The organism is Arthrobacter sp. 10T416 (assembly GCF_056394165.1).
In genome coordinates, this window is sequence record NZ_JBFTHI010000007.1 from 55,665 (window position 1) to 80,980 (window position 25,316).

Annotated in this window: 20 protein-coding genes; 15 read left to right on the forward strand and 5 right to left on the reverse strand. The window is 69.4% G+C overall.

The genetic code is table 11. From position 1 onward, the window contains the following. Positions 1 to 870 carry a M15 family metallopeptidase gene (locus AC1DBE_RS09500; protein WP_476970350.1) on the reverse strand — a complete coding sequence of 290 codons (870 nt, stop codon included), beginning with the start codon at positions 868 to 870 and terminating at the stop codon, positions 1 to 3. Positions 871 to 941: 71 nt separating this feature from the next. Further along, the gene (coaA, locus tag AC1DBE_RS09505; RefSeq protein WP_476877914.1) at positions 942 to 1,907 is read right to left on the reverse strand and encodes a type I pantothenate kinase; all 966 of its coding nucleotides are present in this window, start codon (positions 1,905 to 1,907) and stop codon (positions 942 to 944) included. A 122-nt stretch (positions 1,908 to 2,029) separates the two neighbouring features. Between coaA and glmS the strand changes: the two genes are divergently transcribed. The 8 genes from glmS (at position 2,030) to AC1DBE_RS09545 (ending at position 14,615) form a co-directional block, all read left to right on the forward strand. Then, positions 2,030 to 3,922 (forward strand): glutamine--fructose-6-phosphate transaminase (isomerizing), encoded by a 1,893-nt coding sequence (gene glmS / locus AC1DBE_RS09510; RefSeq protein WP_476903099.1) that lies wholly within the window; start codon positions 2,030 to 2,032, stop codon positions 3,920 to 3,922. Positions 3,923 to 3,926: 4 nt separating this feature from the next. Next, positions 3,927 to 4,274, forward strand: coding sequence for a holo-ACP synthase (locus AC1DBE_RS09515; RefSeq protein WP_146336899.1), 348 nt, complete (start codon positions 3,927 to 3,929; stop codon positions 4,272 to 4,274). 5 nt (positions 4,275 to 4,279) lie between these two features. Further along, positions 4,280 to 5,818: an NAD(P)H-hydrate epimerase gene (locus AC1DBE_RS09520; RefSeq protein ID WP_476903098.1), complete on the forward strand. Its 1,539-nt coding sequence runs from the start codon at positions 4,280 to 4,282 to the stop codon at positions 5,816 to 5,818. 91 nt (positions 5,819 to 5,909) lie between these two features. Beyond that, complete coding sequence (glgX, locus tag AC1DBE_RS09525; protein ID WP_476878317.1) at positions 5,910 to 8,150, forward strand: glycogen debranching protein GlgX; 2,241 nt, start codon at positions 5,910 to 5,912, stop codon at positions 8,148 to 8,150. Beyond that, positions 8,147 to 10,471 (forward strand): malto-oligosyltrehalose synthase, encoded by a 2,325-nt coding sequence (gene treY / locus AC1DBE_RS09530; RefSeq protein WP_476878316.1) that lies wholly within the window; start codon positions 8,147 to 8,149, stop codon positions 10,469 to 10,471. The genes glgX and treY overlap by 4 nt, the downstream gene beginning before the upstream one ends. A 37-nt stretch (positions 10,472 to 10,508) precedes the next feature. Further along, entirely contained in the window at positions 10,509 to 12,287 is a 1,779-nt protein-coding gene (gene treZ / locus AC1DBE_RS09535; protein ID WP_476878315.1) for a malto-oligosyltrehalose trehalohydrolase, read from the forward strand. 14 nt (positions 12,288 to 12,301) lie between these two features. Continuing rightward, positions 12,302 to 13,339 carry an L-glyceraldehyde 3-phosphate reductase gene (gene mgrA, locus AC1DBE_RS09540; RefSeq protein ID WP_476903097.1) on the forward strand — a complete coding sequence of 346 codons (1,038 nt, stop codon included), beginning with the start codon at positions 12,302 to 12,304 and terminating at the stop codon, positions 13,337 to 13,339. Positions 13,340 to 13,529: 190 nt separating this feature from the next. Continuing rightward, positions 13,530 to 14,615, forward strand: coding sequence for an inositol-3-phosphate synthase (locus tag AC1DBE_RS09545; RefSeq protein WP_476878313.1), 1,086 nt, complete (start codon positions 13,530 to 13,532; stop codon positions 14,613 to 14,615). 75 nt (positions 14,616 to 14,690) lie between these two features. Here the strand turns inward: AC1DBE_RS09545 and AC1DBE_RS09550 are convergent, their stop codons facing one another. Together AC1DBE_RS09550 and mshA are read right to left on the reverse strand one after the other, a co-directional pair. After that, complete coding sequence (locus AC1DBE_RS09550; protein WP_476878312.1) at positions 14,691 to 16,412, reverse strand: formate--tetrahydrofolate ligase; 1,722 nt, start codon at positions 16,410 to 16,412, stop codon at positions 14,691 to 14,693. Positions 16,413 to 16,484: 72 nt separating this feature from the next. Continuing rightward, positions 16,485 to 17,750, reverse strand: a complete 1,266-nt coding sequence (gene mshA / locus AC1DBE_RS09555; protein WP_476878311.1) for a D-inositol-3-phosphate glycosyltransferase — start codon at positions 17,748 to 17,750, stop codon at positions 16,485 to 16,487. Positions 17,751 to 17,847: 97 nt separating this feature from the next. On the opposite strand from mshA, the gene AC1DBE_RS09560 reads away from it, so the two are divergent. Continuing rightward, positions 17,848 to 18,384, forward strand: a complete 537-nt coding sequence (locus tag AC1DBE_RS09560) for an N-acetyltransferase family protein (RefSeq protein WP_476878310.1) — start codon at positions 17,848 to 17,850, stop codon at positions 18,382 to 18,384. On the opposite strand, the gene AC1DBE_RS09565 is transcribed toward AC1DBE_RS09560, so the two are convergent. Then, positions 18,381 to 19,844 carry a family 4 glycosyl hydrolase gene (locus tag AC1DBE_RS09565; protein WP_476878309.1) on the reverse strand — a complete coding sequence of 488 codons (1,464 nt, stop codon included), beginning with the start codon at positions 19,842 to 19,844 and terminating at the stop codon, positions 18,381 to 18,383. The genes AC1DBE_RS09560 and AC1DBE_RS09565 overlap by 4 nt on opposite strands. 82 nt (positions 19,845 to 19,926) lie before the next feature. Here AC1DBE_RS09565 and AC1DBE_RS09570 point away from each other — a divergent pair, with 82 nt between their 5' ends. The 6 genes from AC1DBE_RS09570 to tsaD all read left to right on the forward strand — a co-directional run bounded on the left by AC1DBE_RS09570 (position 19,927) and on the right by tsaD (position 25,309). Continuing rightward, complete coding sequence (locus tag AC1DBE_RS09570) at positions 19,927 to 21,018, forward strand: carbohydrate kinase family protein (protein ID WP_476878308.1); 1,092 nt, start codon at positions 19,927 to 19,929, stop codon at positions 21,016 to 21,018. A 119-nt stretch (positions 21,019 to 21,137) separates the two neighbouring features. Then, positions 21,138 to 22,355 (forward strand): alanine racemase, encoded by a 1,218-nt coding sequence (gene alr / locus AC1DBE_RS09575; RefSeq protein ID WP_476970351.1) that lies wholly within the window; start codon positions 21,138 to 21,140, stop codon positions 22,353 to 22,355. After that, a complete protein-coding gene (tsaE, locus tag AC1DBE_RS09580) occupies positions 22,352 to 22,996 on the forward strand; it encodes a tRNA (adenosine(37)-N6)-threonylcarbamoyltransferase complex ATPase subunit type 1 TsaE (RefSeq protein WP_476878306.1) in 645 nt (214 codons plus the stop codon). The genes alr and tsaE overlap by 4 nt, the downstream gene beginning before the upstream one ends. 2 nt (positions 22,997 to 22,998) lie before the next feature. Further along, on the forward strand, positions 22,999 to 23,670 hold the full coding sequence (gene tsaB, locus AC1DBE_RS09585) for a tRNA (adenosine(37)-N6)-threonylcarbamoyltransferase complex dimerization subunit type 1 TsaB (protein ID WP_476878305.1): 672 nt from the start codon (positions 22,999 to 23,001) through the stop codon (positions 23,668 to 23,670). Between the two features lie 38 nt (positions 23,671 to 23,708). Then, a complete protein-coding gene (gene rimI, locus AC1DBE_RS09590) occupies positions 23,709 to 24,209 on the forward strand; it encodes a ribosomal protein S18-alanine N-acetyltransferase (RefSeq protein WP_476878320.1) in 501 nt (166 codons plus the stop codon). 8 nt (positions 24,210 to 24,217) lie between these two features. Next, on the forward strand, positions 24,218 to 25,309 hold the full coding sequence (gene tsaD / locus AC1DBE_RS09595; protein WP_476878319.1) for a tRNA (adenosine(37)-N6)-threonylcarbamoyltransferase complex transferase subunit TsaD: 1,092 nt from the start codon (positions 24,218 to 24,220) through the stop codon (positions 25,307 to 25,309). The last annotated feature ends 7 nt before the right edge of the window (positions 25,310 to 25,316 follow it).

Here is a 25,316-nt window from a genome sequence, read left to right on the forward strand (position 1 = left end):
CTAGCGGTAGGCCGGCGCGGCTTCCAAGCCGAAATACTGTTCGAGGGTAGCGATGCCGCGCTTGTGCATGTCTCCGGCTGCCTCGGCACCGATGTAGCGGAGGTGCCACGGCTCGTAGAAGTAGCCGGTGACCGGGTGCGCCATCCAGGGATACCTGACCACGAACCCGAACCGGTGGGCGTTGGCCTTGACCCACACGGCAGCGGGCTGGTCGGCGAAGCACGGCTGGAAGCTGCAGCCCCCGCCGCCGTCGCCGATGTCGAAGGCCCAGCCGGTCTGGTGCTCCGAATAACCCGGCCGGGCGGAGGCGGTGTCTGCCTCCGCGCGGCCCCGCGAGTTCACGTAGCCGTTGTAGGTGGTGCTCTGCGTGGCGTAGGAGCGGTAACCGCTCGCCAGGGTCAGAACGACGCCGTCGGCCGCGGCGGCGGCAAACATCCGTTCCGCCGCCGCCGCCGTCGTGCTGTTCAGCTGGCTCGCCTCGCCGGAGACGGCCAGGGTGACGTGCGGCTTGACCAGGTCGGCCGGCACGAACGTGGCGGGGGACAGGGGGCGGTGCTTGTTCACCACCACCCAGGGGCTCGCCGGGTCCGTGAGGGAGTGCTTTGGGCCCGGTGCTGAGGATGCCGGGGGCGCCGGCACCGCTGTTGCAGACGCGGAGGCTGTGAGGGACGAGGACGGGGCCACGGGCGACGGCGGGGCCGTGGGCGTGGACGTACCGGCCGGGGACGTGCCCGTAGGGACCGCGGACGCCGCGGAGGCAGCGGCGCCAGTTGGCACGCTTGTGCCGGAGGTGCGGTCAGCGGTGTCGGAGGCGGGGCTGCAGCCGGCGGTGGCGGCCAGCAGAGCCACGGCGGCGGCGGCAACAAGCATGCGGCGGAGCACCTGCCGGCGGGGCGTTCTCCGGGCCAGCCGCGAGGCGGCGCTGTCCTGGCACACCTGTGCTAGACCTTCCGGAGCAGCATACGACGGATGGAGTGGTCGGCGTCCTTGGTCAGCACCAGCTGGGCGCGGCCGCGGGTGGGGAGGACGTTTTCTTCCAGGTTCGGCTCGTTGATCCGTTTCCAGATGCTGCGCGCGGTTTGCTCGGCCTCCGAGTCGGAGAGCGTCGCGTAGCGGTGGAAGTAGGACTCCGGCTGCGCGAACGCGGTGGTGCGCAGTTTCCGGAACCGGTCCACATACCACTCCTCGATGTAGGAGGTCTTGGCGTCCACGTAGATGGAGAAGTCGAAGAAGTCGCTCAGGGCAAGGCCCTGCCTGCCGTCGTGCCGCGGACGCGCTGGCGCCAGCACGTTCAGCCCCTCGACGATCAGCACGTCCGGCCGGCGGACCACCACCTCCTTGCCGGGGACGATGTCGTAGGTGACGTGCGAATACCAGGGGGCGCGGACCTCCTCGGCCCCGCCCTTGACTTCGCTCACGAACCGCAGCAGCGCGCGGCGGTCGTAGGATTCCGGGAAGCCTTTGCGCTCCAGGAGCTGGCGCCGCTTGAGCTCGGCCAGCGGGTAGAGGAACCCGTCGGTGGTGATCAGCTCGACGTTCGGGGTGCCGGGCCACCGGCGCAGCATCTCGCGGAGAACACGGGCGATGGTTGATTTGCCGACGGCGACCGAGCCGGCCACGCCAATGACGAAGGGAGTGCGCTGGGTCTTCTCGCCGAGGAACGTGGTGGTGGCCGCGTGGAGCTGGTTGGCGCCCTCGACGTACAGGTGCAACAGCCGGGAGAGCGGAAGGTAGACCTCCCGGACCTCCTTCATATCGAGGGGGTCGCCCAGGCCGCGAAGTCGGAGCACGTCCTCCTCGTTGAGGGGCTGCTCCATCTGGGCAGCGAGCCGGGACCAGGTCTGCCGGTCCAGCTCAACGAACGGGGAGACGCCCTCGCCGTTCGCGTCATTGCGTTGCAAAGTCACTTTAGAGATTCTGCCCTTGACGCGGCCCAGAGCGAAATGGACACCCCGCCGGCGGCGGCCTTCCGGGTTGCGCGCGCCACATCCTACGTCTCCTGACCGTGAAACCAGCTAGGCTTGTGCCCATGTGTGGAATCGTTGGATATGTAGGCCGGTCGGCTGGCCGGGTAAATACTGATCACAAGGCCCTGGACGTTGTCCTGGAAGGACTGCGCCGCCTGGAGTACCGCGGCTATGACTCTGCCGGCATCGCCGTCGTGGCGGACGGCGCTATCTCGTCCCGCAAGAAGTCGGGCAAGCTGAGCAACCTGATTGCCGAGCTGGAGGCCAACCCACTGCCGGACGCCCTGACCGGCATCGGGCACACCCGCTGGGCAACCCACGGCGGCCCGACGGACCTGAACGCGCACCCGCACCTCTCCGACGGCGGCAAGCTGGCCCTGATCCACAACGGCATCATCGAAAACTTCGCGGAACTGAAGCAGGACCTGCTCGCCAAGGGCGTCACGTTCCTCTCCGAGACCGACACCGAGGTGGCCGCGGCCCTGCTCGGGGACATCTACCGCAACCAGCTCGGCGGCGACAACTCCAACGGCGGCCTGACCAAGGCCATGGAACTCGCCTGCCAGCGGCTCGAAGGCGCCTTCACCCTGCTGGCCGTGCACGCTGACCAGCCCGACGTCGTCGTCGCTGCCCGCCGCAACTCCCCGCTGGTGGTCGGCCTGGGCGAGGGCGAGAACTTCCTTGGCTCCGACGTCTCCGGCTTCATCGACTACACCCGCCGGGCCGTGGAACTGGGCCAGGACCAGATCGTCACCATCACCGCGGACACCGTCGCGATCACCGACTTCTTCGGCGCCCCGGCCGAGGGCAAGGAATACTACGTCGACTGGGACCCGGCCTCCGCCGAGAAGGGCGGCTTCCCGTCCTTTATGGAGAAGGAAATCCACGACCAGCCCGACGCCGTCCTGCAGACCCTGCTGGGCCGCTCCGACGTCGACGGCCGGCTGACCCTCGATGAGCTCCGCATCGATACCGAACTGCTCAAGAGCGTCGACAAGATCATCGTCCTGGCGTGCGGCACCTCCGCCTACGCCGGCCAGGTCGCCAAGTACGCCATCGAGCGCTGGTGCCGGATCCCCACCGAGGTGGAGCTCTCCCACGAATTCCGCTACCGGGACCCGATCGTTGACGCCAACACCCTGATCGTCTCGATCTCGCAGTCCGGCGAGACCATGGACACCCTGATGGCTGTGCGGTACGCCAAGGAACAGGGCGCCAAGACGGTGTCCATCTGCAACACCAACGGCTCCACGATCCCGCGCGAATCCGACGCCGTGCTGTACACGCACGCCGGTCCGGAAATTGCCGTGGCCTCCACCAAGGCGTTCCTCGCCCAGATCGCCGCCGCATACCTGCTGGGCCTGTATCTGGCACAGCTGCGCGGGAACAAGTTCCAGGGCGAAATCAAGGACATCCTCGCGGACCTCGGCAAGATCCCCGCCAAGATCCAGCAGATCCTGGACAACGCCGACGTCATCAAGGCCCTCGGCGCGGACATGGCCGATTCCAAGTCCGTCCTGTTCCTGGGCCGCCACGTGGGCTTCCCGGTCGCCATGGAGGGTGCCCTGAAGCTCAAGGAGCTCGCCTACATCCACGCCGAGGGTTTCGCCGCAGGCGAGCTCAAGCACGGACCCATCGCGCTGATCGAGGAAGGCCAGCCCGTCTTTGTGGTGGTCCCCTCGCCCCGCGGCCGCGACTCCCTGCACGCCAAGATCGTCTCCAACATCCAGGAAGTCCGTGCCCGCGGCGCCAAGACGATCGTGATCGCCGAGGAAGGTGACGAGGCCGTGAAGGCCTTCGCCGAGCACGTCATCTACATCCCGGAGACCCCGACGCTCCTGGCCCCGCTGCTCTCCACCGTGCCCCTGCAGATCTTCGCCCTGGCCCTCGCCAGCGCCAAGGGCTACGACGTGGACCAGCCGCGGAACCTGGCCAAGAGCGTGACCGTAGAATAGCCGCATGATTGTTGGCATCGGCGTAGACGTCGTAGACATTGAGCGGTTCGGCCGGCAGCTGGAGCGCACCCCCGGGCTGCGTGACAGGTTGTTCGTTCCGGCCGAGCGGGAACTGAACACCCGGTCCCTCGCCGCGCGGTTCGCCGCCAAGGAGGCCGTGGCCAAGGTGCTGGGCGCCCCGGCCGGCATGAACTGGCAGGACTGCTGGATCGGGCTGGACCAGCACGGTCCGACCGTCCAGGTCAAGGACACCGTCCTTGCCGTGGCTGAGTCCAAAGGGGTCAAACGCTGGCACCTCTCGATCAGCCACGACGGCGGAATCGCTACCGCCACGGTGATCGCCGAGGGCTAGGCTCCATGATCAGCGCCTATACCGGAACCCACATCCGAGACGTCGAGAAGAACTTTCTCGACGCACGTGCGGGCTCGGGTATGGGCGCTGTTCTTATGCAGCGGGCCGCCCACGGCCTCGCCAACACGGTGGTCCGGGAGCTGCAGCACCGGGGACTGCGGCCCTATGGCTCCAGTGTTGCCGTCCTGGCGGGCAAGGGCAACAACGGCGGAGACGGCCTTTTCGCCGCGGCCCTGCTCGCCCGCCGGGGATTGCGGGCGACGGCGGTCCTCACTGCCGGCGAAGCCCACCCGGCCGCCCTTGCGGCCTTCCGCGCCGCTGGCGGCAGGGATACGGCCCTCACTGCGGGCAACGCCACGGCCCTGGCAGCCGGCGCCGCCGGATCCCACGTCGTTATTGACGCGGTCCTCGGCACCGGGGCGCGGGGCGGGCTGCACGGCACGGCAGCGACCCTGGTCGCCGAACTGCAGCGTGCCCTGCCGCGTACGGGCCGCCGCGCCCTGGTGGTGGCCTGCGACCTGCCCAGCGGTGTAGACGCCGACACGGGGGAGGCCACAGCCCCCGTGCTGCCCGCGGACATCACCGTTACCTTCGGAGCGGCCAAAACCGGCCTCCTCACCGATCCCGGGGCGGATTTCACCGGACGGATCCGCACCGTCGCCATCGGCATTGAGGACGCACTCGGTGCTCCGGAATTACGCCGCCTCGATCAGGGCGACCTGGCTGCCCTGCTGCCCCAGCCCGGTCGCCGCTCGCACAAGTACTCCCGCGGTGTGCTCGGCGTCGTCGCGGGTTCCACCCGCTACCCGGGCGCCGCCGTGCTCGCGTGCCGGGGCGCCCTGGCCGCCGGCGCCGGCATGGTCCGGTACGTGGGGCCGCCGGAGGTCGCCGACCTGGTGCGCCACTCCTGCCCGGAAGTGGTGTGCGGCACCAGCGTCGCCGAAGCCCACGTCCAGGCCTGGCTGGTGGGCTCCGGCCTCGACGACGGCGCCCACGAACAGCTCGAACGTGTCCGCGAGGCCGCCGCCGGCGGACTGCCCACCGTGGCCGACGCCGGCGCCCTCCAAGCCCTGCCCGCGGCCCTGGACGCCCGGACCGTGCTCACCCCGCACGCCGGCGAGCTGGCCGGCCTCCTGGCGCGCTACGGCGATCACCGAGGGCGCCCGGCCGTGGAGGACTCGCCGCTGGCCGCCGCCCGGCGTGCCACGGGACTCACCGGGGCCACGGTGCTGCTGAAGGGCGCCACCACATTGGTGGCCGCGCCGTCGGGTGCCGTGTTCAGCCAGGCGGAAGCGAGCCCCTGGATGGCCACCGCCGGCAGCGGCGACGTCCTGGCCGGGGTACTGGGCGCCCTGCTCGCCCAGCTCGCGGAGGACACCGGTGCGTTCAGCGCCGTCGGCATCGACGGCCCCGACCGGTGGGCCGCCATCGCGGCGATGGCGGCGAGCCTGCACGGCCGCGCCGGGACCGCGGCCTCGGACGGCGGCCCGTTGACGGCGTCGGACATCGCGAAAACCCTCCCGCGGGTTATCGCAAGGCTGTAACAAAAACGCCCGCGCTGGGGCCCCGGTCAATTACTAACCTTGCTTACAAGTAGTCTGTCTAGAGATTGTCCGCATCGCACGAGGAGTACACATGGAAGTCTGGCCCGGAACGGCTTACCCGCTGGGAGCCACCTTTGACGGCACCGGCACCAATTTTGCGCTGTTCAGCGAACAGGCCGAGCGCGTGGAGCTTTGCCTCCTGGGCGACGACCTGAGCGAGACGCGGATCGAGCTGACCGAGGTGGATGGCTACGTCTGGCACTGCTACCTCCCGCAGATCCAGCCCGGCCAGAAGTACGGGTACCGGGTGCACGGCCCCTACGACCCGGCGAGCGGAAACCGCTTCAACGCCAACAAGCTGCTGATGGACCCGTACGCCAAGGCGATCCAGGGCCAGATCGACTGGGACCCGGCGCTCTTCTCCTACGAATTCGGCGACCCGGACTCCCGCAACGACGCCGACTCGGCGCCGCACACCATGCACGGTGTGGTCATCAACCCCTTCTTCGAATGGGACGGTGACCGCCAGCTGCGGATCCCGTACCACGAGTCGGTCATCTACGAGGCGCACGTCAAGGGCCTTACCGAGCTGCACCCGGAGATCCCCGAGGACCAGCGCGGCACCTACGCCGGCGTCGCCCACCCGGCTGTGATCGAACACCTGAAGAAACTCGGTGTGACGGCGATCGAGCTGATGCCGGTCCACCAGTTCGTCAACGACGGCACGCTCGTCGAGAAGGGCCTCAACAACTACTGGGGCTACAACACCATCGGCTTCTTCGCGCCGCAGAACACGTACAGCTCCTCCGGCGACGTCGGGCACCAGGTCCAGGAATTCAAGGCCATGGTCCGCGAGCTGCACCGGGCCGGCATCGAGGTGATCCTCGACGTCGTCTACAACCACACCGCCGAAGGCAACCACCTCGGCCCCACGCTCTCCTTCAAGGGCATCGACAACCAGGCCTACTACCGCCTGGTCGACAATGACCAGAAGCACTACATGGACTACACCGGCACCGGCAACTCGCTGAACGTCCGGCACCCGCACTCGCTGCAGCTGCTGATGGACTCCCTGCGCTACTGGGTGACCGAAATGCACGTCGACGGGTTCCGCTTCGACCTCGCCTCCACGCTGGCCCGCGAGTTCTACGACGTCGACAAGCTCTCCACCTTCTTCGAACTGATCCAGCAGGACCCGATCGTGTCCCAGGTGAAGCTCATCGCCGAGCCGTGGGACGTGGGCCCCGGCGGCTACCAGGTGGGCAACTTCCCGCCGCAATGGACCGAATGGAACGGCAAGTACCGCGACACCGTCCGTGACTTCTGGCGCGGCGAGCCCTCCACGCTGGGTGAATTCGCCTCCCGCCTCACCGGCTCCGCGGATCTCTACGAGAGCTCCGCCCGGCGCCCGGTGGCATCCATCAACTTCGTCACCGCCCACGACGGCTTCACCATGCGGGACCTGGTCTCTTACAACGAGAAGCACAACGAGGCCAACGGCGAAGGCAACAACGACGGTGAATCCCACAACCGGTCCTGGAACTGCGGCGAGGAAGGCGACACGGACAACGACACCGTCCTGACCCTGCGCGCCCGCCAGCAGCGGAACTTCATCGCCACCCTGCTGCTCTCCCAGGGCGTGCCGATGCTGCTGCACGGCGACGAGCTCGGCCGCACACAGCAGGGCAACAACAACACCTACTGCCAGGACTCCGAACTGAGCTGGGTGCACTGGGAAGCCATGGACCAGCCGCTCGTGGAGTTCACCGCGTTCGTCAACAAGATCCGCCACGACCACCCGATCTTCCGCCGCAGCCGGTTCTTCGACGGCCGGCCCGTGGTCCGCGGCGAAGGCGAGAAACTGCCGGACATCGTCTGGCTGAAGACTGACGGCACCGAAATGCTGCCCGAGGACTGGGGCAGCGGCTTCGGCCGGACCATCGGCGTCTTCTACAACGGCGAAGGCATCCAGGAGCAGGACTCCCGCGGGCGCCAGATCACCGACGACAGCTTCATCCTGGCGTTCAACGCCCACGACGACGGCGTGGACTTCGCGCTGCCCAACGACGAGTACTCGCCCTTCTGGGAGCTCCTGGTGGACACAGCCGACCAGGCCGACAAGAACGAACCGCTCAAGGCCGGATCCACCCTGACCCTGGGCGCCAAGTCCATGGTGGTGCTGCGCGCCTACTCCGGTCCCGAAGTGGAGGTCGACTACTCCGCCGCCGCGTCGCTGGCCGCCATGGCCGCCGAGGAAGAGGCGCAGGAGGAGATGGTCCAGGCCCAGACCAAGGCCGCGGAAGCCAGCGAAGCGAAGGCCACCGATTCATGAGGACCCCCGTCTCGACCTATCGGCTGCAGATCCGGCCCGGCTTCACCCTGCAGGACGCCGCCGCGACCGTGCCCTACCTGAAGTCCCTGGGCGTCGACTGGATCTACCTGTCGCCGATCCTGACGGCGGAAAAGGGCTCGGACCACGGCTACGACGTCACCGACCCCGCCGCGATCGACCCTGACCGCGGCGGCGCCGCGGGCCTGGACGCCGTCGCCCGCGCGGCCAAAGAGGCCGGCATGGGCGTCCTGGTGGACATTGTGCCCAACCACGTCGGCGTCGCCACCCCGGTCCAGAACCCGTGGTGGTGGTCGCTGCTCAAGGACGGCCAGCAGTCGCCGTACGCCCCGGCGTTCGACGTCGACTGGGACTTCGGCGGCGGACGCATCCGGATTCCCGTGCTGGGCGAGGATGCCGACGTCGACGCCCTCAAGGTGGTCGACGGCGAGCTGCGCTACTACGACCACCGTTTCCCGCTGGCCGACGGAAGCTACTCGGACGGGGATGACCCGCGCGAGGTCCACGGCCGGCAGCACTACGAACTGGTGGGGTGGCGCAGGGCGGACAACGACCTGAATTACCGCCGCTTCTTCGCCGTCAACTCCCTGGCCGGGATCAAGGTGGAGGACCCCGAAGTCTTCGACGAGGCGCACGCGGAAATTGTCCGCTGGTTCCGCGAGGGACTCGTGGATGGTCTGCGGATCGACCACCCGGACGGCCTGGCCGATCCCGAAGGCTACCTCCGGCGGCTGCGCGACGTGACCGGAGGGGCGTACCTGCTGGTCGAGAAGATCCTCGAGCCGGGGGAGGCCCTGCCGGCCGGCTTCGAATGCGAGGGGACCACCGGCTACGACGCCCTGGCCGACGTCGACCGGGTCTTCGTCGACCCCGCCGGCCAGGCGGGCCTCGACGCCCTGGACGCGTCCCTGCGCGGCGGAACCCCGGCGGACTACGAGGATATGATCCATGGCACCAAACGCCGGATCACCGACGGGATCCTGCACTCCGAGCTGCGCCGGCTGGGCCGCCTGGTGCCGGCTGACGCCGGGATCGACGCGGACACTGCGGTCGACGCGCTGTCCGAAATCATCGCCGCCTTCCCGGTCTACCGCAGCTACCTGCCGGACGGCGAGGACGTCCTGCGCGAAGCCTGCGCGCTCGCCGCCAAGCGCCGGCCGGAGCTGGAGGCAGGGGTGCAGGCGCTGCTGCCCCATCTGTTGAAAGCGGGTCCCGGGGCCGACGCCGAACTGGGCCGCCGCTTCCAGCAGACCTCCGGCATGGTGATGGCCAAGGGGGTGGAGGACACCGCGTTCTTCCGCTACACCCGGCTGGGCACCCTCACGGAAGTCGGCGCGGACCCCACCGAATTCTCAGTCTCCACCGAGGACTTCCACGCCCGGATGGCGCACCGCCAGGCCGCCCTGCCGCTGTCCATGACCACCCTCAGCACCCACGACACCAAACGCAGTGAGGACACCCGGGCACGGATCTCCGTGCTCGCCGAACTGGCCCCCGAATGGACCGCTGCGCTGCAGCGCCTGCAGGAACTGGCACCGCTGCCCGACGGGCCGCTGGCCAACCTGCTGTGGCAGGCCATCGCGGGCGTGTGGCCCGCGGACCGGGAACGGCTCCAGTCCTACGCGCAGAAAGCGGCGCGCGAGGCCGGCAACTCGACCGACTGGCTGGATCCGAATGAGGACTTCGAGGCCAAGCTGACGGCCGCCGTGGACGCGGCGTTCGACAACCCCGGAGTGCGCGCCGAACTCGACGGGCTCGTGGCCCTGCTGGACCCGTACGGCGCCGCCAACGCCCTCGGCGCGAAACTGGTCCAGCTCACCATGCCCGGCGTGCCCGACGTCTACCAGGGCACCGAGTTCTGGGACCGGTCGCTCACGGATCCGGACAACCGGCGGCCCTTCGACTTCGCTGCGCGCCGGGACGCCCTCGCTGCGCTCGACGCCGGTGAGCTGCCGGCGTCGTACCGCGACGATGCCGCCAAGCTGCTGGTGACCTCCCGGGCGCTGCGGCTGCGCCGGGACCGGCCGGAATACTTCACCGGCTACACGCCCGTAGCGGCCACCGGCGCCGCCTCCGGGCACCTGATCGCGTTCGACCGCGGTGCGGGCACCCCGGGAGCCGTCACCCTGGCCACCCGCTTGCCCCGGGGCCTGGAGCAGCGGGGAGGTTGGCAGGATACTGCCATCCGCCTCGACGCCGCCATGACGGACCAGCTCAGCGGCCGGTCCTTCGGCCCGGGCAGCGTCGACGTGGCGGAGATCCTCCGCGACTACCCGGTGGCCCTGCTGGCCCCGGCTGATTGAATCGCACGAACTGACGAACTGACATAGGGGAACGGCAATGACTCTGCCTGCACACGGAACCGCCCGCTTCGACCTCTGGGCACCGGACGCCCGGGAGGTCACCCTCCTGGCGGACGGCCGGGAGTACCCGATGCGCCGGGCCGAAGCCGGAGGCTGGTGGAGCGCGCCGGACGCTCCGGCCTCCGGCGACGTCGATTACGGCTACCTCCTGGACGGGGAGACCACGCCGTTGCCGGACCCCCGGTCCCGTCGGCAGCCCGACGGCGTGCACTCGCTCTCGCGGACCTTCGACGCCGGCAGCCACCAGTGGACCGACGGGCAATGGGCCGGCCGCGAGCTGCAGGGCAGTGTGATCTACGAACTGCATCTGGGCACCTTCACCCCGGAGGGAACCCTGGATGCCGCCATCGGCAAACTCGGCTACCTGGCCGGGCTCGGTGTCGACTACGTCGAGCTGCTGCCGGTCAACGGGTTCAACGGCACCCACAACTGGGGCTACGACGGGGTCCTCTGGTACACGGTGCACGAGGGCTACGGCGGACCGGCCGCGTACCAGCGGTTCGTCGACGCAGCGCACGCCGCCGGGCTGGGCGTCATCCAGGACGTGGTCTACAACCACCTCGGCCCCAGCGGCAACTACTTGCCGAGGTTCGGGCCCTACCTGAAGTCCGGCGAGGGAAACACCTGGGGCGACTCGGTGAACCTGGACGGCCCCGGCTCCGATGAGGTGCGACGCTACATCCTGGACAACGCCGCCATGTGGCTGCGCGACTACCACGTGGACGGCCTCCGGCTCGATGCCGTGCACGCCTTCAAGGACGAGCGCGCGGTGCACCTGCTCGAGGACTTTGGCGCCCTGGCCGATGCCGTTGCCGCCGAGACCGGCCGTCCCGCGACCATGATTGCCGAATCGGACCTGAACAACCCGCGCCTGCTCTACCCGCGGGACCTGAACGGCTACGGCCTCGCCGGGCAGTGGAGCGATGACTTCCACCACGCCGTCCACGTCAACGTCAGCGGCGAAACCACCGGCTACTACAGCGACTTCGATTCGCTCGCCGCCCTGGCCAAGGTCCTCGAGAAGGGCTTCTTCCACGACGGCAGCTACTCAAGTTTCCGGGGCCGGCATCACGGCCGGCCGATCAACACCGCCCTGGTGCACCCTGCCGCGCTGGTGGTCTGCAGCCAGAACCACGACCAGATCGGCAACCGGGCCACCGGAGACCGGCTCTCCCAGACCCTCGGCTACGGGCCGCTGGCGCTCGCCGCCGTCGCGACGCTGACCTCACCGTTCACCCCGATGCTGTTTATGGGCGAGGAGTACGGCGCCACCACGCCCTGGCAGTTCTTCACCTCGCACCCGGAACCGGAACTGGGCAAAGCCACCGCCGAGGGCCGGATCAAGGAATTCGAACGGATGGGCTGGGACCCCGCCGTGGTGCCCGACCCGCAGGATCCGGCCACGTTCACCCGCTCCAAGCTGGACTGGGCGGAGGCGCAGGCCGGCGACCACGCCCGGCTCCTGGAGCTGTACCGGCAACTGATCGCGCTGCGCCGCGCAACCCCGGAACTGGCCGAAGCGGGCTTCGCGGACACCGCCGTCGACTTCAGCGAGGAAAACGGCTGGCTTTTGCTGCGGCGCGGCGGTGTGGAGGTCGCCATGAACTTCTCCGCCGAACCCCGCCGCGTGGCCGTTGGGGGCAGCACGCTGCTGCTGGGTACCGACGACGCCGTGAACCTCGGCAATGGTGAGGTCGCGTTGCCCGGCCACAGCGCCGCCGTCGTCTCAGCCGGCTCACCAGTCGCCCCGGAATAGGACAGGATAAGACCATGACTTATGTTGCAGCGGAAACCCGATACGACACCATGCCCTACCGCCGCGTTGGACGCAGCGGCCTGAAACTGCCGGCCATCTCCCTGGGCCTCTGGCACAACTTTGGCGACGACAAGCCCTTCGAGGTGCAGCGCGCCATCCTGCGCCGCGCCTTCGACCTCGGGGTCACCCACTTTGACCTCGCGAACAACTACGGACCGCCCTACGGCAGCGCCGAGACCAACTTCGGCCGCCACTTCAAGGACGATTTCGCCCCGTACCGGGATGAACTGATCATTTCCACGAAGGCCGGCTACGACATGTGGCCCGGGCCCTACGGCAATTTCGGCTCCCGGAAATACCTGCTGGCCAGCCTGGACCAGTCGCTGGGCCGGATGGGCCTGGACTACGTGGACATCTTCTACAGCCACCGGCCGGACCCGGAGACCCCGCTGGAGGAGACCATGGGCGCCCTGGACCAGGCCGTGCGCTCCGGCAAGGCCCTCTACGCCGGCATCTCGTCCTACACCCCGGAACAGACCCTCGAGGCGGCGCGGATCCTCAAGGAGCTGGGCACGCCGCTGCTGATCCACCAGCCGAGCTACTCCATGCTGAACCGCTGGACCGAGAACGGCAGCCCCAACCTCTTCGAGGCCCTGGACCAGACCGGGGCCGGAGCCATCGCCTTCTCGCCGCTGGCGCAGGGCATGCTCACCGACCGCTACCTGAACGGCGTCCCGGACGACTCCCGCGCCGCCCAGGACAAGTCCCTGGACGAGGCAAGCATTACCGGGGAGAAGCTGGACCGGGTACGTGGCCTCAACCGGATCGCCGAGGGGCGGGGCCAGAGCCTCGCGCAGATGGCGATCGCCTGGATCCTCCGGGAGCAGGGCAAGGGCATTCCGGTGACGTCCGCGCTGGTGGGTGCCTCCAGCGTCCGGCAGCTCGAGGACACCCTGTCTGCCATCAACAACCTGGACTTCACCGCCGAGGAACTGGACGCGATCGACGAGTTCGCCGTCGAGTCCGACATCAACCTCTGGGCCCAGAAGTGAGCCCGGAGCCCTCGCCGCGGCGGTAGTCCCCAAGCGGTAACAGATTCGGTGCCGCGGCCGGGAACAACCTGGACCGCGGCGCCGTTGACTAGAATGCAAGTGAGCCGCATGGCGTTATGCCCGTTTGCCGCCGTCGTACAGCAGAGTACGCCCGCGCCGGGCATGTGAAGTTTGTTCAAAAGGGAGTTTCGTGTCTTCAAATCCGATTCGTGTTGCAATCGTCGGCGTGGGTAACTGTGCCACTTCGCTGGTCCAGGGTGTCCAGTACTACAAGGATGCCGACCCCCAGGCCACGATTCCGGGTCTGATGCACGTGGAGTTCGGCAAGTACCACGTCAACGACGTGCAGTTCGTTGCCGCGTTCGACGTCGACGGCAAGAAGGTGGGCCAGGACCTGTCCGCCGCCATCATGGCCAGCGAAAACAACACCATCAAGATCGCCGACGTCCCGCCGACCGGTGTCACCGTCCAGCGCGGCCCGACCCTCGACGGCCTCGGCAAGTACTACCTCGAGACCATCGATCAGTCCCCGGACGAGCCCGTTGACGTGGTCCAGGCCCTCAAGGACGCCAAGGTCGACGTGATGGTCTGCTACCTGCCCGTCGGGTCGCAGGAAGCCGCCGAGTTCTACGCCCAGTGCGCCATCGACGCCGGCGTGGCGTTCGTCAACGCGCTGCCGGTCTTCATCGCCGGAACCAAGGAATGGGCGGACAAGTTCACCGCCGCCGGCGTCCCGATCGTGGGCGACGACATCAAGAGCCAGATCGGCGCCACCATCACGCACCGCGTTATGGCCAAGCTGTTCGAAGACCGCGGCGTGACCCTGGACCGCACGTACCAGCTGAACGTCGGCGGCAACATGGACTTCAAGAACATGCTGGAACGCGACCGGCTCGAGTCCAAGAAGATCTCCAAGACCCAGGCCGTAACCTCCAACGTCGAGGCCGACCTCGCGGCCAAGGACGTCCACATCGGCCCGTCGGACTACGTCCAGTGGCTCGATGACCGCAAATGGGCCTTCGTCCGCCTTGAGGGCCGCAACTTCGGCGACGCCCCGGTATCGCTCGAATACAAGCTGGAGGTCTGGGACTCGCCCAACTCCGCCGGTGTGATCATCGACGCCGTACGCGCGGCCAAGATCGGCCTGGACCGCGGCATCGGCGGCCCGCTGCTGTCGGCGTCGAGCTACTTCATGAAGTCCCCGCCGGAGCAGTTCAACGATGACCTGGGCCGCGAAAAGGTCGAGGCGTTCATCCGCGGCGACCTGGAGCGCTAAACCCCACCTGTTGCCCTATCACTTTTGGTCCCTCAACCCCCGGGTTAGGGACCAAAAGTGATAGGGCATCCGGCTTTAAAAGAGGCCGACAGGGTTTCCGTCGGCGTCAACGTCCATTCGCATGGCCGCCGGGACCTTCGGCAGGCCCGGCATGGTCATCACGGCGCCGGTCAGCGCGACGATGAACCCGGCGCCCGTCTTGGGAATCAGGTCCCGCACGTGCACCGTGAAGCCCTTCGGTGCGCCGAGCTTGGTGGCGTCGTCGCTGAACGAATACTGGGTTTTCGCCATACAGACCGGCATCCCTGACCAGCCGTTCTTCTCGATCTCCGCGAGCCGCTTGAGCGCCGGAACGGAGAAGTCGACGCCGTCGGCCCCATAGATTTCCTGCACGATGGTGCGGATCTTGTCCTCCACGGACATCTCCAGCGGGTACAGGTGCCGGAAACCGTGCGGGGCGTCGATGGCGGCGGCGACCTTCGCGGCGAGTTCGTCACCGCCGTCGCCGCCTCCGCCGCGGCCCCAGACGTCCGCTACCGCGGCCTGAACACCCTCGGCAGCGCACCAGTCCAGCAGCCACTGCAGCTCCTCCGGGCTGTCGGTACCGAACTTGTTGATGGCCACTACGGGGGTGATGCCGAACTTCTCCACGTTGCGCACGTGCCGCTGCAGGTTTGCGACGCCGGCGGCCAGGGCCTCGACGTTCGGCTCCTTGAGCTGGTCCTTGGCGATGCCGCCGTGCATCTTGAGCGCACGGATCGTGGCCACCACCACGACGGCGGACGGGGCGACGTCGGCCATCCGCGCCTTGATGTCCATGAACTTTTCAGCGCCCAGGTCCGCGCCGAAGCCGGCCTCGGTGATGACGACGTCGGCCAGGCTGCGGGCTGTCTGCGTGGCAATCAGGGAATTGCAGCCGTGCGCGATGTTGGCGAAGGGGCCGCCGTGGACCAGGGCCGGGGTGCCCGCGATGGTCTGCACAAGGTTGGGTTTGATCGCATCCTTGAGGAGCATGGTCAGGGCGCCCTGGACGCCGAGGTCTGCGACCGTGACCGGTTCCCGGTCGTAGGTGTAGCCGAAGGTGATCCGGCCCAGCCGTGCCCGGAGGTCGTCAAGATCAGTCGCCAGGCAGAACACGGCCATGATTTCCGAGGCGACCGTGATGTCGAAACCGTCCTGCCGCGGCACACCCTGGGTGGGGCCGCCGAGGCCGATCACCACTTCACGCAGCGCACGGTCGTTCATGTCCAGGACCCGTTTGAACGTCATCCGGCGCGGATCGATGTTCAGCACGTTGCCCTGGTAGATGTGGTTGTCCACCAGCGCCATAAGGGCGTTGTTCGCCGAGGTGATGGCGTGGAAGTCGCCGGTGAAGTGCAGGTTGATCTCGTCCATCGGCAGGACCTGGGAGTAGCCGCCGCCGGTGGCCCCGCCCTTCATCCCCAGGATCGGGCCCAGCGAGGGTTCACGCAGCGCAATCATCACCCGGTGCCCGGCGCGGGCCAGGGAGTCCGCCAGGCCCACGGTGGTGGTGGACTTGCCCTCCCCGGCCGGAGTCGGGGACATCGCCGAGACCAGCACCACCTTGCCCGGGGTGTGCGCGGCGTCGCGGCGCAGTTTGGCGGGGTCGATTTTGGCCTTGAACCGGCCGTAGAATTCCAGGGCCTCCGGATTGATCCCGGCCGCGGCGGCCACGTCCTCGATGGGCCGCATGGTGGCCCGTTGTGCGATCTCCAGATCGCTCAGGATGCGCCCTGCGGTGCTGGCTGCGGCGTGTTCGGTGGTGTTCTCAGACATCGGTGTCCTTCAGCTCGTGGCTTCGTGGGCTCCGGCCGGCGGTTCCACCCGGGAGGCCCGTCTGGCGTCCGGTCAGTGCGCGTGGCCCGCCGGGATGCTTCGACTTCCAAGGTACTGGACCAGTGCGGCCTGGTAGCTCTCCTGCGTGATCGCGGCGGTGCGTTGCCAGCCGAAATCCTGTGCGTGCACCGACGCGGCCCGGCCCATGTCCTCCCGGGTGGCCGGATCGTCGTGCAGCGCCTCCAGCGCATCCGCCCAGTCCGCCGCCTTGTGGCCCTCCACCAGCAGCCCGGTCCGGCCGTCGAAGATGGCCCGGGACAGCCCGCCGACCTTCGTGGCGACCACCGGCGTGCCGCAGGCCTGGGCCTCCAGGGCCACCAGCCCGAAGGACTCGCTGTAGGACGGCATCACCACGACGTCGGCCGAACGGTACCACCCGGCCAGTTTGGGCGCGCTGACCGGCGGGTGGTGTGTGACGACGTCGTCCATTCCGGCGGCGCTGATCAAGGACTTGAGGTCGAAATCCCGCGCCCCGCTCACCGCACCGAGGATGGTCAGCTGCAGGTCGATGTCCGGGCGCCGCGCACGCAGCAGCGCGGCCGCCTTGACCAGGATCTGCGGGCCCTTGAGCCGCTGGATCCGTCCGGCGAACAGCAGGTGGAACCGGCCCGGTGGGACGTTGTGCTCGGTGCGGGCTCGGCTTCGGAACGCGGGGGTAAAGACGGAAAGGTCCACCCCCGGGGGCGCGACGTCGATGCGGTCCGGGTCGGCGGCGTAGTGCGAGACCAGTTCCGCGGCCTCGGCGCCGGTATTGGCGATCAGCCGGGTGGCGCCGTCGACGATCCGGTGCTCACCGTCCTCACGCCGGCGCGGTTCGGGCTGCTCGCCGGACTCCAGGAGCAGGTTCTTGACCTTGGCCATGGTGTGCATGGTGTGTACCAGCGGCACCCCCCACAGCTCCGAAAGCTCCAGCCCGGCGACGCCCGAGACCCAATAGTGGGAATGGATGACGTCATAGCGGCCGTGCGGCTGGAGTTGGCGGATCCGGTCGATCTCCGCGACCATGCTGTGCAGCAGTGCCGGCAGTTCCTCTTTGGGGAGTTTCCGCGGCGGGCCGGCGAGGACGTTGTGGACGCAGACACCGGGTGACGGGTGCTCGACGGCGGCCTGCCCGGCCGCGGTGGACCTGGTGAAGATTTCCACTTCGACGCCGGTCTCGGCGAGTGCCGCCGCGAGGGCCCGGATGTACACGTTCATGCCGCCAGCGTCCCCGGAACCGGGCTGCTCCATGGGGGAGGTGTGCAGGGACAGGAACGCGACCCGGCGGACCAGCGGCATCTGCTTCCTTCCCTTGGCGTGACGTGGATTCGATAAAACACTACTCCTGTACAGCGGCCCGGCCGGCGGGGTCCCGCCTGATGCTAACGTGACGGCTGTGAACGCACCTGCACAAATCCCTCCCGCGGAGGCACCGTACCGGATCCGCGAGGCCACCGCTGAGGACTGGCCTGCCATCTGGGAGATCCTGGAGCCCGTCATCCGGGCAGGGGAGACGTTCACCTGGGAACGCGACACCACCGAGGACCAGGCGCGCAGCAAGTGGATCAAGACGTCCCCCGGCCAGACCTTCGTGGCGGTCGGGACCGGCGAGCTCGACGGCGTGGTGCTGGGCACCGGGGAGCTGCACGCGAACCAGGGCGGCGCGGGCAGCCACGTGGCCAACGCCGGCTACATGGTGGGGGCAACTCACGGCGGACGGGGTGTGGCCCGGGCCTTGTGCGCCTACTCGCTGGACGCCGCACGGGCCGCCGGGTTCCGTGCCATGCAGTTCAACGCCGTAGTGGAAAGCAATACCCGGGCTGTTGCGGCGTGGCAGGGCATGGGCTTCGAGATCCTGGCCACCATCCCGGAGGCCTTCCGGCACCCGCAGCTGGGCTACGTGGGCCTGCACGTGATGTACCGCCGGCTCTAGGCGTCCGCGGTCCACAGCTCCGTGAGCGCGGGGAACGCGGCCTCATATCCGGCCAGCAGCCGTCCGGCGAGTACTTCCGAATCGACCAGGGGATGCCGGGCGAAGGCCGCCAGCGCCGCCTCCCGCCGGTCGAAGGGCGCGTCCGTGCCTGACGACGGGCCGTCCGCGCCGGACGACGGCGCGTCAGCGCCCCGCGGCCCGGCCGCCCGGACCACCAGCCGTTCCACCTCCTTGATCCGCCGCATCAACGCCAGCTGCGCTTCCGCCGGGCGGTCCTGCGGCAGCGGCACCACGCCGTCGGCGTTCACCCGGCAGGGAACCTCGACGACGGCGTCCGCCGGGAGGCCGGGAATCGCGGCCGACACGGCGCCGCCGGGCCCGGGCACCGCATTGGGGGTGTTGAGGACCAGCTCGGCGTCCCCGCCGCCGGAGAGCGCCCGCATGACCGCCAGCGCGACGCGTTCGTACCCGCCGCCGGCCAGGTCCTCTTCGTCCCGCTGTTCGCCGGCGGTCCGGGCATCGGCCAGGTATCCCTCTTCCCGGGAGCGGCGGGCGGCGTCCCAGAGCCGGTAGGCGTCGGGGCCCCCGGAAGCGAGCCGCGGGTAGAGTCCGGACTGCTGCTGGTGGATGGATTCCCCGCGGGTCTGCGGTGCGGCCTGCATGGCGGCCACGGCGCGGGCGGTGTTGTAGTAGTAATACAGGTACTCGTTCGGCAGGCAGCCCAAGTCCGCCAGGAACGGCTGCGGGAACAGGCGGCCCTCTTCGAAGCCGGCCAGGGCGCCGGGGCTGGCGAGCAGGTCCGGGAGGACGTCACGTCCGCCGGACCGGAGCCGGTACAGCCAGCCCAGATGGTTAAGCCCGTAATAGCCCACCCCGTCCAGCCGCCCCTCCGGCAGGACGACGCCGGCGGCCCGCGCCGCTCGGTGCACCAGCCCGCCGGCCGAGTCGCAGATCCCCACCACCCTGCCGCCGAGCTCAGGGACCAGCGCCTCGGTGACCATCCCGGCCGGATTGGTGAAGTTGACCAGCCACGCTTCCGGGCAGAGGCGTTTCATGGACCGGGCCAGGTCCAGCATGGGCGGGATGGTGCGCAGGGCGTAGGAAATACCGCCCGCCCCGGTGGTCTCCTGGCCCAGCAACCCCAGCCTCTGGGCCACCCGCTCGTCGGCGGTCCGCCCCGCGGTGCCGCCCGGACGGATGGCCGCGAAGACCATGTGCGTGCCGGTCAGGGCCTCGGCCAGGGAGGTGGTGGCCAGGATGGGCGGGCCGCCGCGGGCAGCACCCTCGGCGGCCGCAGGCCCCGGCATGGCGGCCAGCACGGCCCGGATCGCAGCGAGCCGGCCGGCGTCGACGTCGTAGAGCACCAGCTCGCGCACCAGCCCGGCGTAGGGGCCGGCGGAGAGCGCCCGGTAGACCAGCGGCACGCGGAATCCGCCGCCGCCGGCAATCATTAGCCGCATGCCTGCAGTCTATTCGGCACCCGGGCCACGGGCCCGGAGCGCCGCCTTTCGCGGGGTACCGGGACGGCGTAGTGTGCCGTGTATGGACGCGATCCCCGCGCCGCGCTTCGACCCGCTCGCCGCCGTCCGGACCCCCGGGGCGGGCGGCTTCGACCTGCTCCTGACGGGCACCGTGTTCCAGGACATCATCTTCACCGGGTTGCCGCATGCACCCCGGCCCGGCACCGAGATCTGGAGCGACGGGATGGGCAGCTGCCCGGGCGGGGTGGCCAACCAGGCCATCGCCGCGGCCCGGCTGGGGCTGCGCACCGCGCTGGCCGCCGCGTTCGGCGATGACGGCTACGGCGACTACAACTGGAAGATCCTGGACCGGCAGGAACACGTTGACCTGTCGCTGTCCCGGCGTGTCCCGGGATGGCATTCCCCGGTCACCGTGTCGCTCAGCGTCGAGAAGGACCGCTCCATGGTGACCCACGGGCATCCGGCGCCGGTCTCCTCCACCGAGCTCATCGGCTGCCCGCCGCCCGCGCTCGCCGCCGTCGCCGAACTGGGCGAGGAACTGGAACCCTGGGCCGTCGACGCGCACCGGGCCGGCGTCCGGCTGTTTGGTGACGTCGGCTGGGATCCCACGGGCACATGGGCGCAGTCCCGGCTGGAGAACCTGAAATACTTCCACGCCTTCCTGCCCAACCAGCAGGAGGCCATGGCGTTCACCGGCAAGGACAACCCGTGGGCCGCGCTGTATGCGCTCGCGGACCAAGTCCCCGTGGCCGTGGTGACGCTGGGTCCGCAGGGCGCCATGGCGGTGGACTCCGAGACCGGCGAGGAGGAGTGGGTTCCTGCGCTGCCGGTCCCGGCCTACGACCCCACCGGGGCGGGGGACTGCTTCGGCGCCGCGTTTATTGTGGGCTGCCTGGCGGGCTGGCCACTGGGGGACCGGCTGCGGTTCGCCAACCTTTGCGCGGCCCTGGCCGTGCAGCACGTCGGCGGGTCGCTGGCCGCGCCCGGCTGGGGCGACCTCGCCGACTGGTGGCAGCGCGCGAATGCCCGCAAGGAGCGCCAGGGCAGCCAGTGGTTGCGCCGCTACCGCTTTCTGGAGGATATCGTCCGTGACGTGCCGCCGGAAGCGCAACGGCGGGCGACGGCGACCATCGCGCATCTCTCCGACGCGTAGGGGTGGGCGTTGCCGGGGGTGGCCGCGTGGGTGCGTGGCTTGTGGCCGATGGGCATGTCCATCCGCGCCCGGCGGCCGGGGAATTCAGCACGCCCTGCGACCACCCGTAGAATCGAACGGTGATATACCCAGCAGCAACAGGTGATTTCGGGCCCGCGGCGGAAGCCTGGACCGGCCGGGTCGAGGAACGCTCGGCCGTCATTGACCTTGAGGCCATCCGGCACAATGTGCGGCGCCTGGCAGCCGTCGCGTCCCCGGCAAAGGTGATGGCCGTCGTCAAGGCAGACGCCTACGGGCACGGGGCCATCCCGGTGGCCCGGGCAGCGCTGAGGGCAGGAGCCAGCTGGCTCGGTGTCGCACACATCTCCGAGGCCCTCGCTCTGCGCGCCGCCGGTATCGACGCCCCGCTGCTGGCCTGGCTGCACACCCCGGAAAGCAACTTTGCCGCCGCCGTCGCAGCCGGGATCGACATTGGCTGTTCCGGCTGGGAGCTCGGCCGGATCGTGGCTGCAGCCCGCGAACAGGAACGCCCGGCCCGAATCCACTTGAAAGTGGACACCGGCCTCGGCCGCAATGGCGCCACTCTCGCTTCCTGGGACACCCTGCTGGGCGAGGCCATCGAGTATCAGGACCAGGGCCTGCTGCGCGTCGTCGGGATTTTCTCGCACCTCGCCGTCGCCGATGAACCCGAGCGCCCCGAGACCGACCAGCAACTGGCGGCCTTCCGCGAAATCCTGGCGATGGCGCAGGACGCCGGCGTCGACCCCGAGGTCCGGCACCTCGCCAACACCCCGGCGACGCTGTCCCGCCCCGACACCCACTTCGACCTGGTCCGGGTGGGCCTCGGCATCTACGGCCTCTCCCCGTTCGAAGAGCAGGGGTCCGCCGAGGTGGGGCTGCGACCGGCGATGACGGTCCGGACGCTTGTCTCGCACTGCAAGGACGTCCCCGCCGGCCAGGGTGTCTCCTACGGCCTCAACTACCGCACCGCCGGCGCCAGCACACTGGGCCTCGTCCCGCTGGGCTATGCCGACGGCGTTCCCCGCGTCGCCACGGGCGGACCCATCCGGGTGGGCGGGGTGAACTATCCCGTGGTTGGCCGCATCGCGATGGACCAGATGGTGATCGACCTCGGCCCGCTCCACGTCACCGAGGGCGGCCCCAGCGTGCTGGGCGCCGAAGCCGTGATGTTCGGTGACGGCGCCGACGGCGGCCCCACCGCCGAGGACTGGGCCAGGGCCGCGGGAACCAACAATTACGAAATCGTCACCCGCATCAGCCCCCGCGTGCCCCGGCGCTACATCAACGAAGAGGCCACCAGCGGGGCAGCCCAGTGAGCGAACCTGCCTGGGAGCGGACCCTCGAGGTGGGTACCGCTGAACAGACCCACGCGCTCGCAGCCGCCCTCGGTGCAGGGCTGGAGGCCGGTGACCTGTTGGTCCTCACGGGCGAACTCGGCGCCGGGAAAACCACGTTCACCCAGGGACTGGGGGAGGGCCTCGGCGTTCGCGCCGGGGTCATCTCGCCCACGTTTGTACTGGTCCGGATCCACCCCAACCTGCCCGACGGGCCCCGTCCCGGCGGTCCCGACCTGGTCCACGTGGATGCCTACAGGCTCGCGTCTGCCGCTGAAATCGACGACATCGACCTCGAAAACACCATGGACAGCGCGGTCACGGTGGTGGAATGGGGCCGCGACCGGGTGGAGCACCTGAGCGAGAGCCGGCTGGAGATTGAGCTGTACCGCCAGCTCGGCGGCGCCCACGCGGTCGGCGCGCCCCAGCCGCACGACGACGGCGGCGCCCCGCAGCCCGCCCCCACCGACACCGTCCCCGCCGACGTCGTCCTCGATTTCGACACCGACGACGCCGACGAGCCCCGCACCGTGGTCTTCCGCGGCTTCGGTCCGCGCTGGGCCGAGCCGCCGGCCGTCCTCGCCGCACCGCCCGGACGTCCCGCAACCCCGGAAACGGACTGAAGATGCTGATCCTTGCCATTGATACCTCGGCCGTTGCCAGCGCCGCCCTCGTTTCGGACGATTCACCGGAATCGGTGGTGGGCAGCTTCGCCACCGAGGACACCCGCAGCCACGCCGAGGTCCTGGCCCCCGGCATCGCCCAGCTCCTCGCCGAAGCCGGCCTCAGCGGGGCCGACGTCGACGTCATCGTCGCCGGGGTAGGCCCGGGACCGTTCACCGGCCTGCGCTCCGGCATCGTCACCGCCCGCAGCCTTGCGTACGTCTGGCAGAAACCGTTGTACGGGCTGATGAGCCTGGACGCGATCGCCCTGGAGGTGGCCGAGTCCACCGAGGGGGCCGCCGAATTCATCGTCGCCACCGACGCCCGGCGCAAAGAGGTCTACTGGGCCCGCTACGCCCTGGCCGACGGCCAGCTTCCGGAACTGCTCGACGGGCCCCACGTAGGCTTCGCTGCCGGCCTGCCCAACCTGCCCGTCTTCGGTGCGGGCGCCGGGCTCTACCCCGAAGTCCTCGACGCCGTACCCGGATTCGCCGGACGCCAGCCCGAGGCGCTGTCCCTCGGCCAGTTCGCGCTCGCCCGGCTCACTGCCGGACAACAGCTGTTGGACACCACACCGCTGTACCTGCGCGAGTCCGACGCCCAGGTCCCCGGCCCGCGGAAGCGCGCCCTGTGACCGCCGCGCAGACCCCGGCGGGTGCCAATCCTGCCGGGATGAGCCTCCGGCCGATGACGCCGGCGGACATTCCCGCCGTCCATGTCCTGGAGTGCCGGCTGTTCCCGGTGGACGCCTGGCCGCTGCAGATGTTCTTCGATGAACTCGCGCAGACCGAAACGCGGCGCTACCTCGTTGCGGAGTCCGCCGGCGAGATCGTCGGCTATGCGGGTCTGATGTGCATCGAGCCCATCGCGGACGTCCAGACCATCGCCGTCGTGCCCGAACAGGAGGGGCGCGGCATCGGCTCCGCGCTGCTGACCGAACTAATCCGGGAAAGCCGGCTGCGGCATGCCGCGGACGTGCTGCTGGAGGTACGGGCCGACAACCCCCGTGCGCAGCAGCTTTACCGGCGTTTCGGCTTCGAGCAGATCCACGTCCGCCCGCGCTACTACCGGGACGGCGTTGATGCGCTGATCATGCGCCTGCAACTGCACACGGACGGCCGGCCGGCGGCCGGTACCGACGACACCCAGCCAACGGAAGCGGGCCGAGAATGAGCCACCCCCTGCACAGCTCCCAGCCACTGGTGCTGGGGATCGAGTCCTCGTGCGACGAGACCGGCGTGGGCATTGTCCGCGGCACCCGGCTGCTGGCCAACACGGTCTCCTCGTCCATGGAGGAGCACGTCCGCTTCGGCGGTGTCATTCCCGAGATCGCCTCCCGCGCCCACCTCGATGCGTTTGTTCCCACCCTCCAGGAGGCCCTCGCCGATGCTGACGTGGCGCTGGACGACATCGACGCGATCGCCGTCACCTCCGGGCCCGGTCTCGCAGGCGCTCTGATGGTGGGCGTGTGCGCGGCCAAGGCGCTCGCCGTCGCCACCGGCAAACCGCTGTACGCCATCAACCACCTGGTGGCGCACGTCGGCGTCGGGCTGCTCGACACCGGCGACGACGGCGGACCGCAGGTCCCAGCCCTGCCCGAAAATCTCGGCGCGCTCCTGGTGTCCGGCGGCCATACCGAGATCCTGCGGATCCGCAGCATCACCGACGACGTCGAACTCCTGGGCTCCACGATCGACGACGCCGCCGGCGAGGCCTACGACAAGGTGGCCCGGCTCCTGGGCCTCGGCTACCCCGGAGGCCCGGCCATCGACAAACTGGCGCGCACCGGCAATGCGAAGGCCATCCGGTTCCCGCGCGGCCTCACCCAGCCCAAGTACATGGGGACCGCGGAGGAACCCGGCCCGCACCGTTACGACTGGTCCTTCAGCGGACTCAAGACCGCCGTCGCACGCTGCGTGGAGCAGTTCGAGGCCCGCGGCGAAGAGGTGCCGGTGGCCGACGTCGCGGCGGCCTTCCAGGAAGCCGTGGTGGATGTGATCACGGCCAAGGCGGTGCTGGCCTGCCGCGAGAACGGCATTACCGAGCTGCTGCTGGGCGGGGGAGTGGCGGCCAACTCGCGGCTGCGCCAGCTTACCGAACAGCGCTGCCGTGCCGCCGGCATCCGGCTGACGGTGCCGCCGCTGCAGCTCTGCACGGACAACGGCGCCATGGTGGCGGCGTTGGGTGCGCAGCTGGTGATGTCCGGGACCGCGCCGAGCGGGATCGGCTTCGCCCCCGACTCGTCGATGCCCGTGACCTCGGTGTCCGCCTAACGGCCAG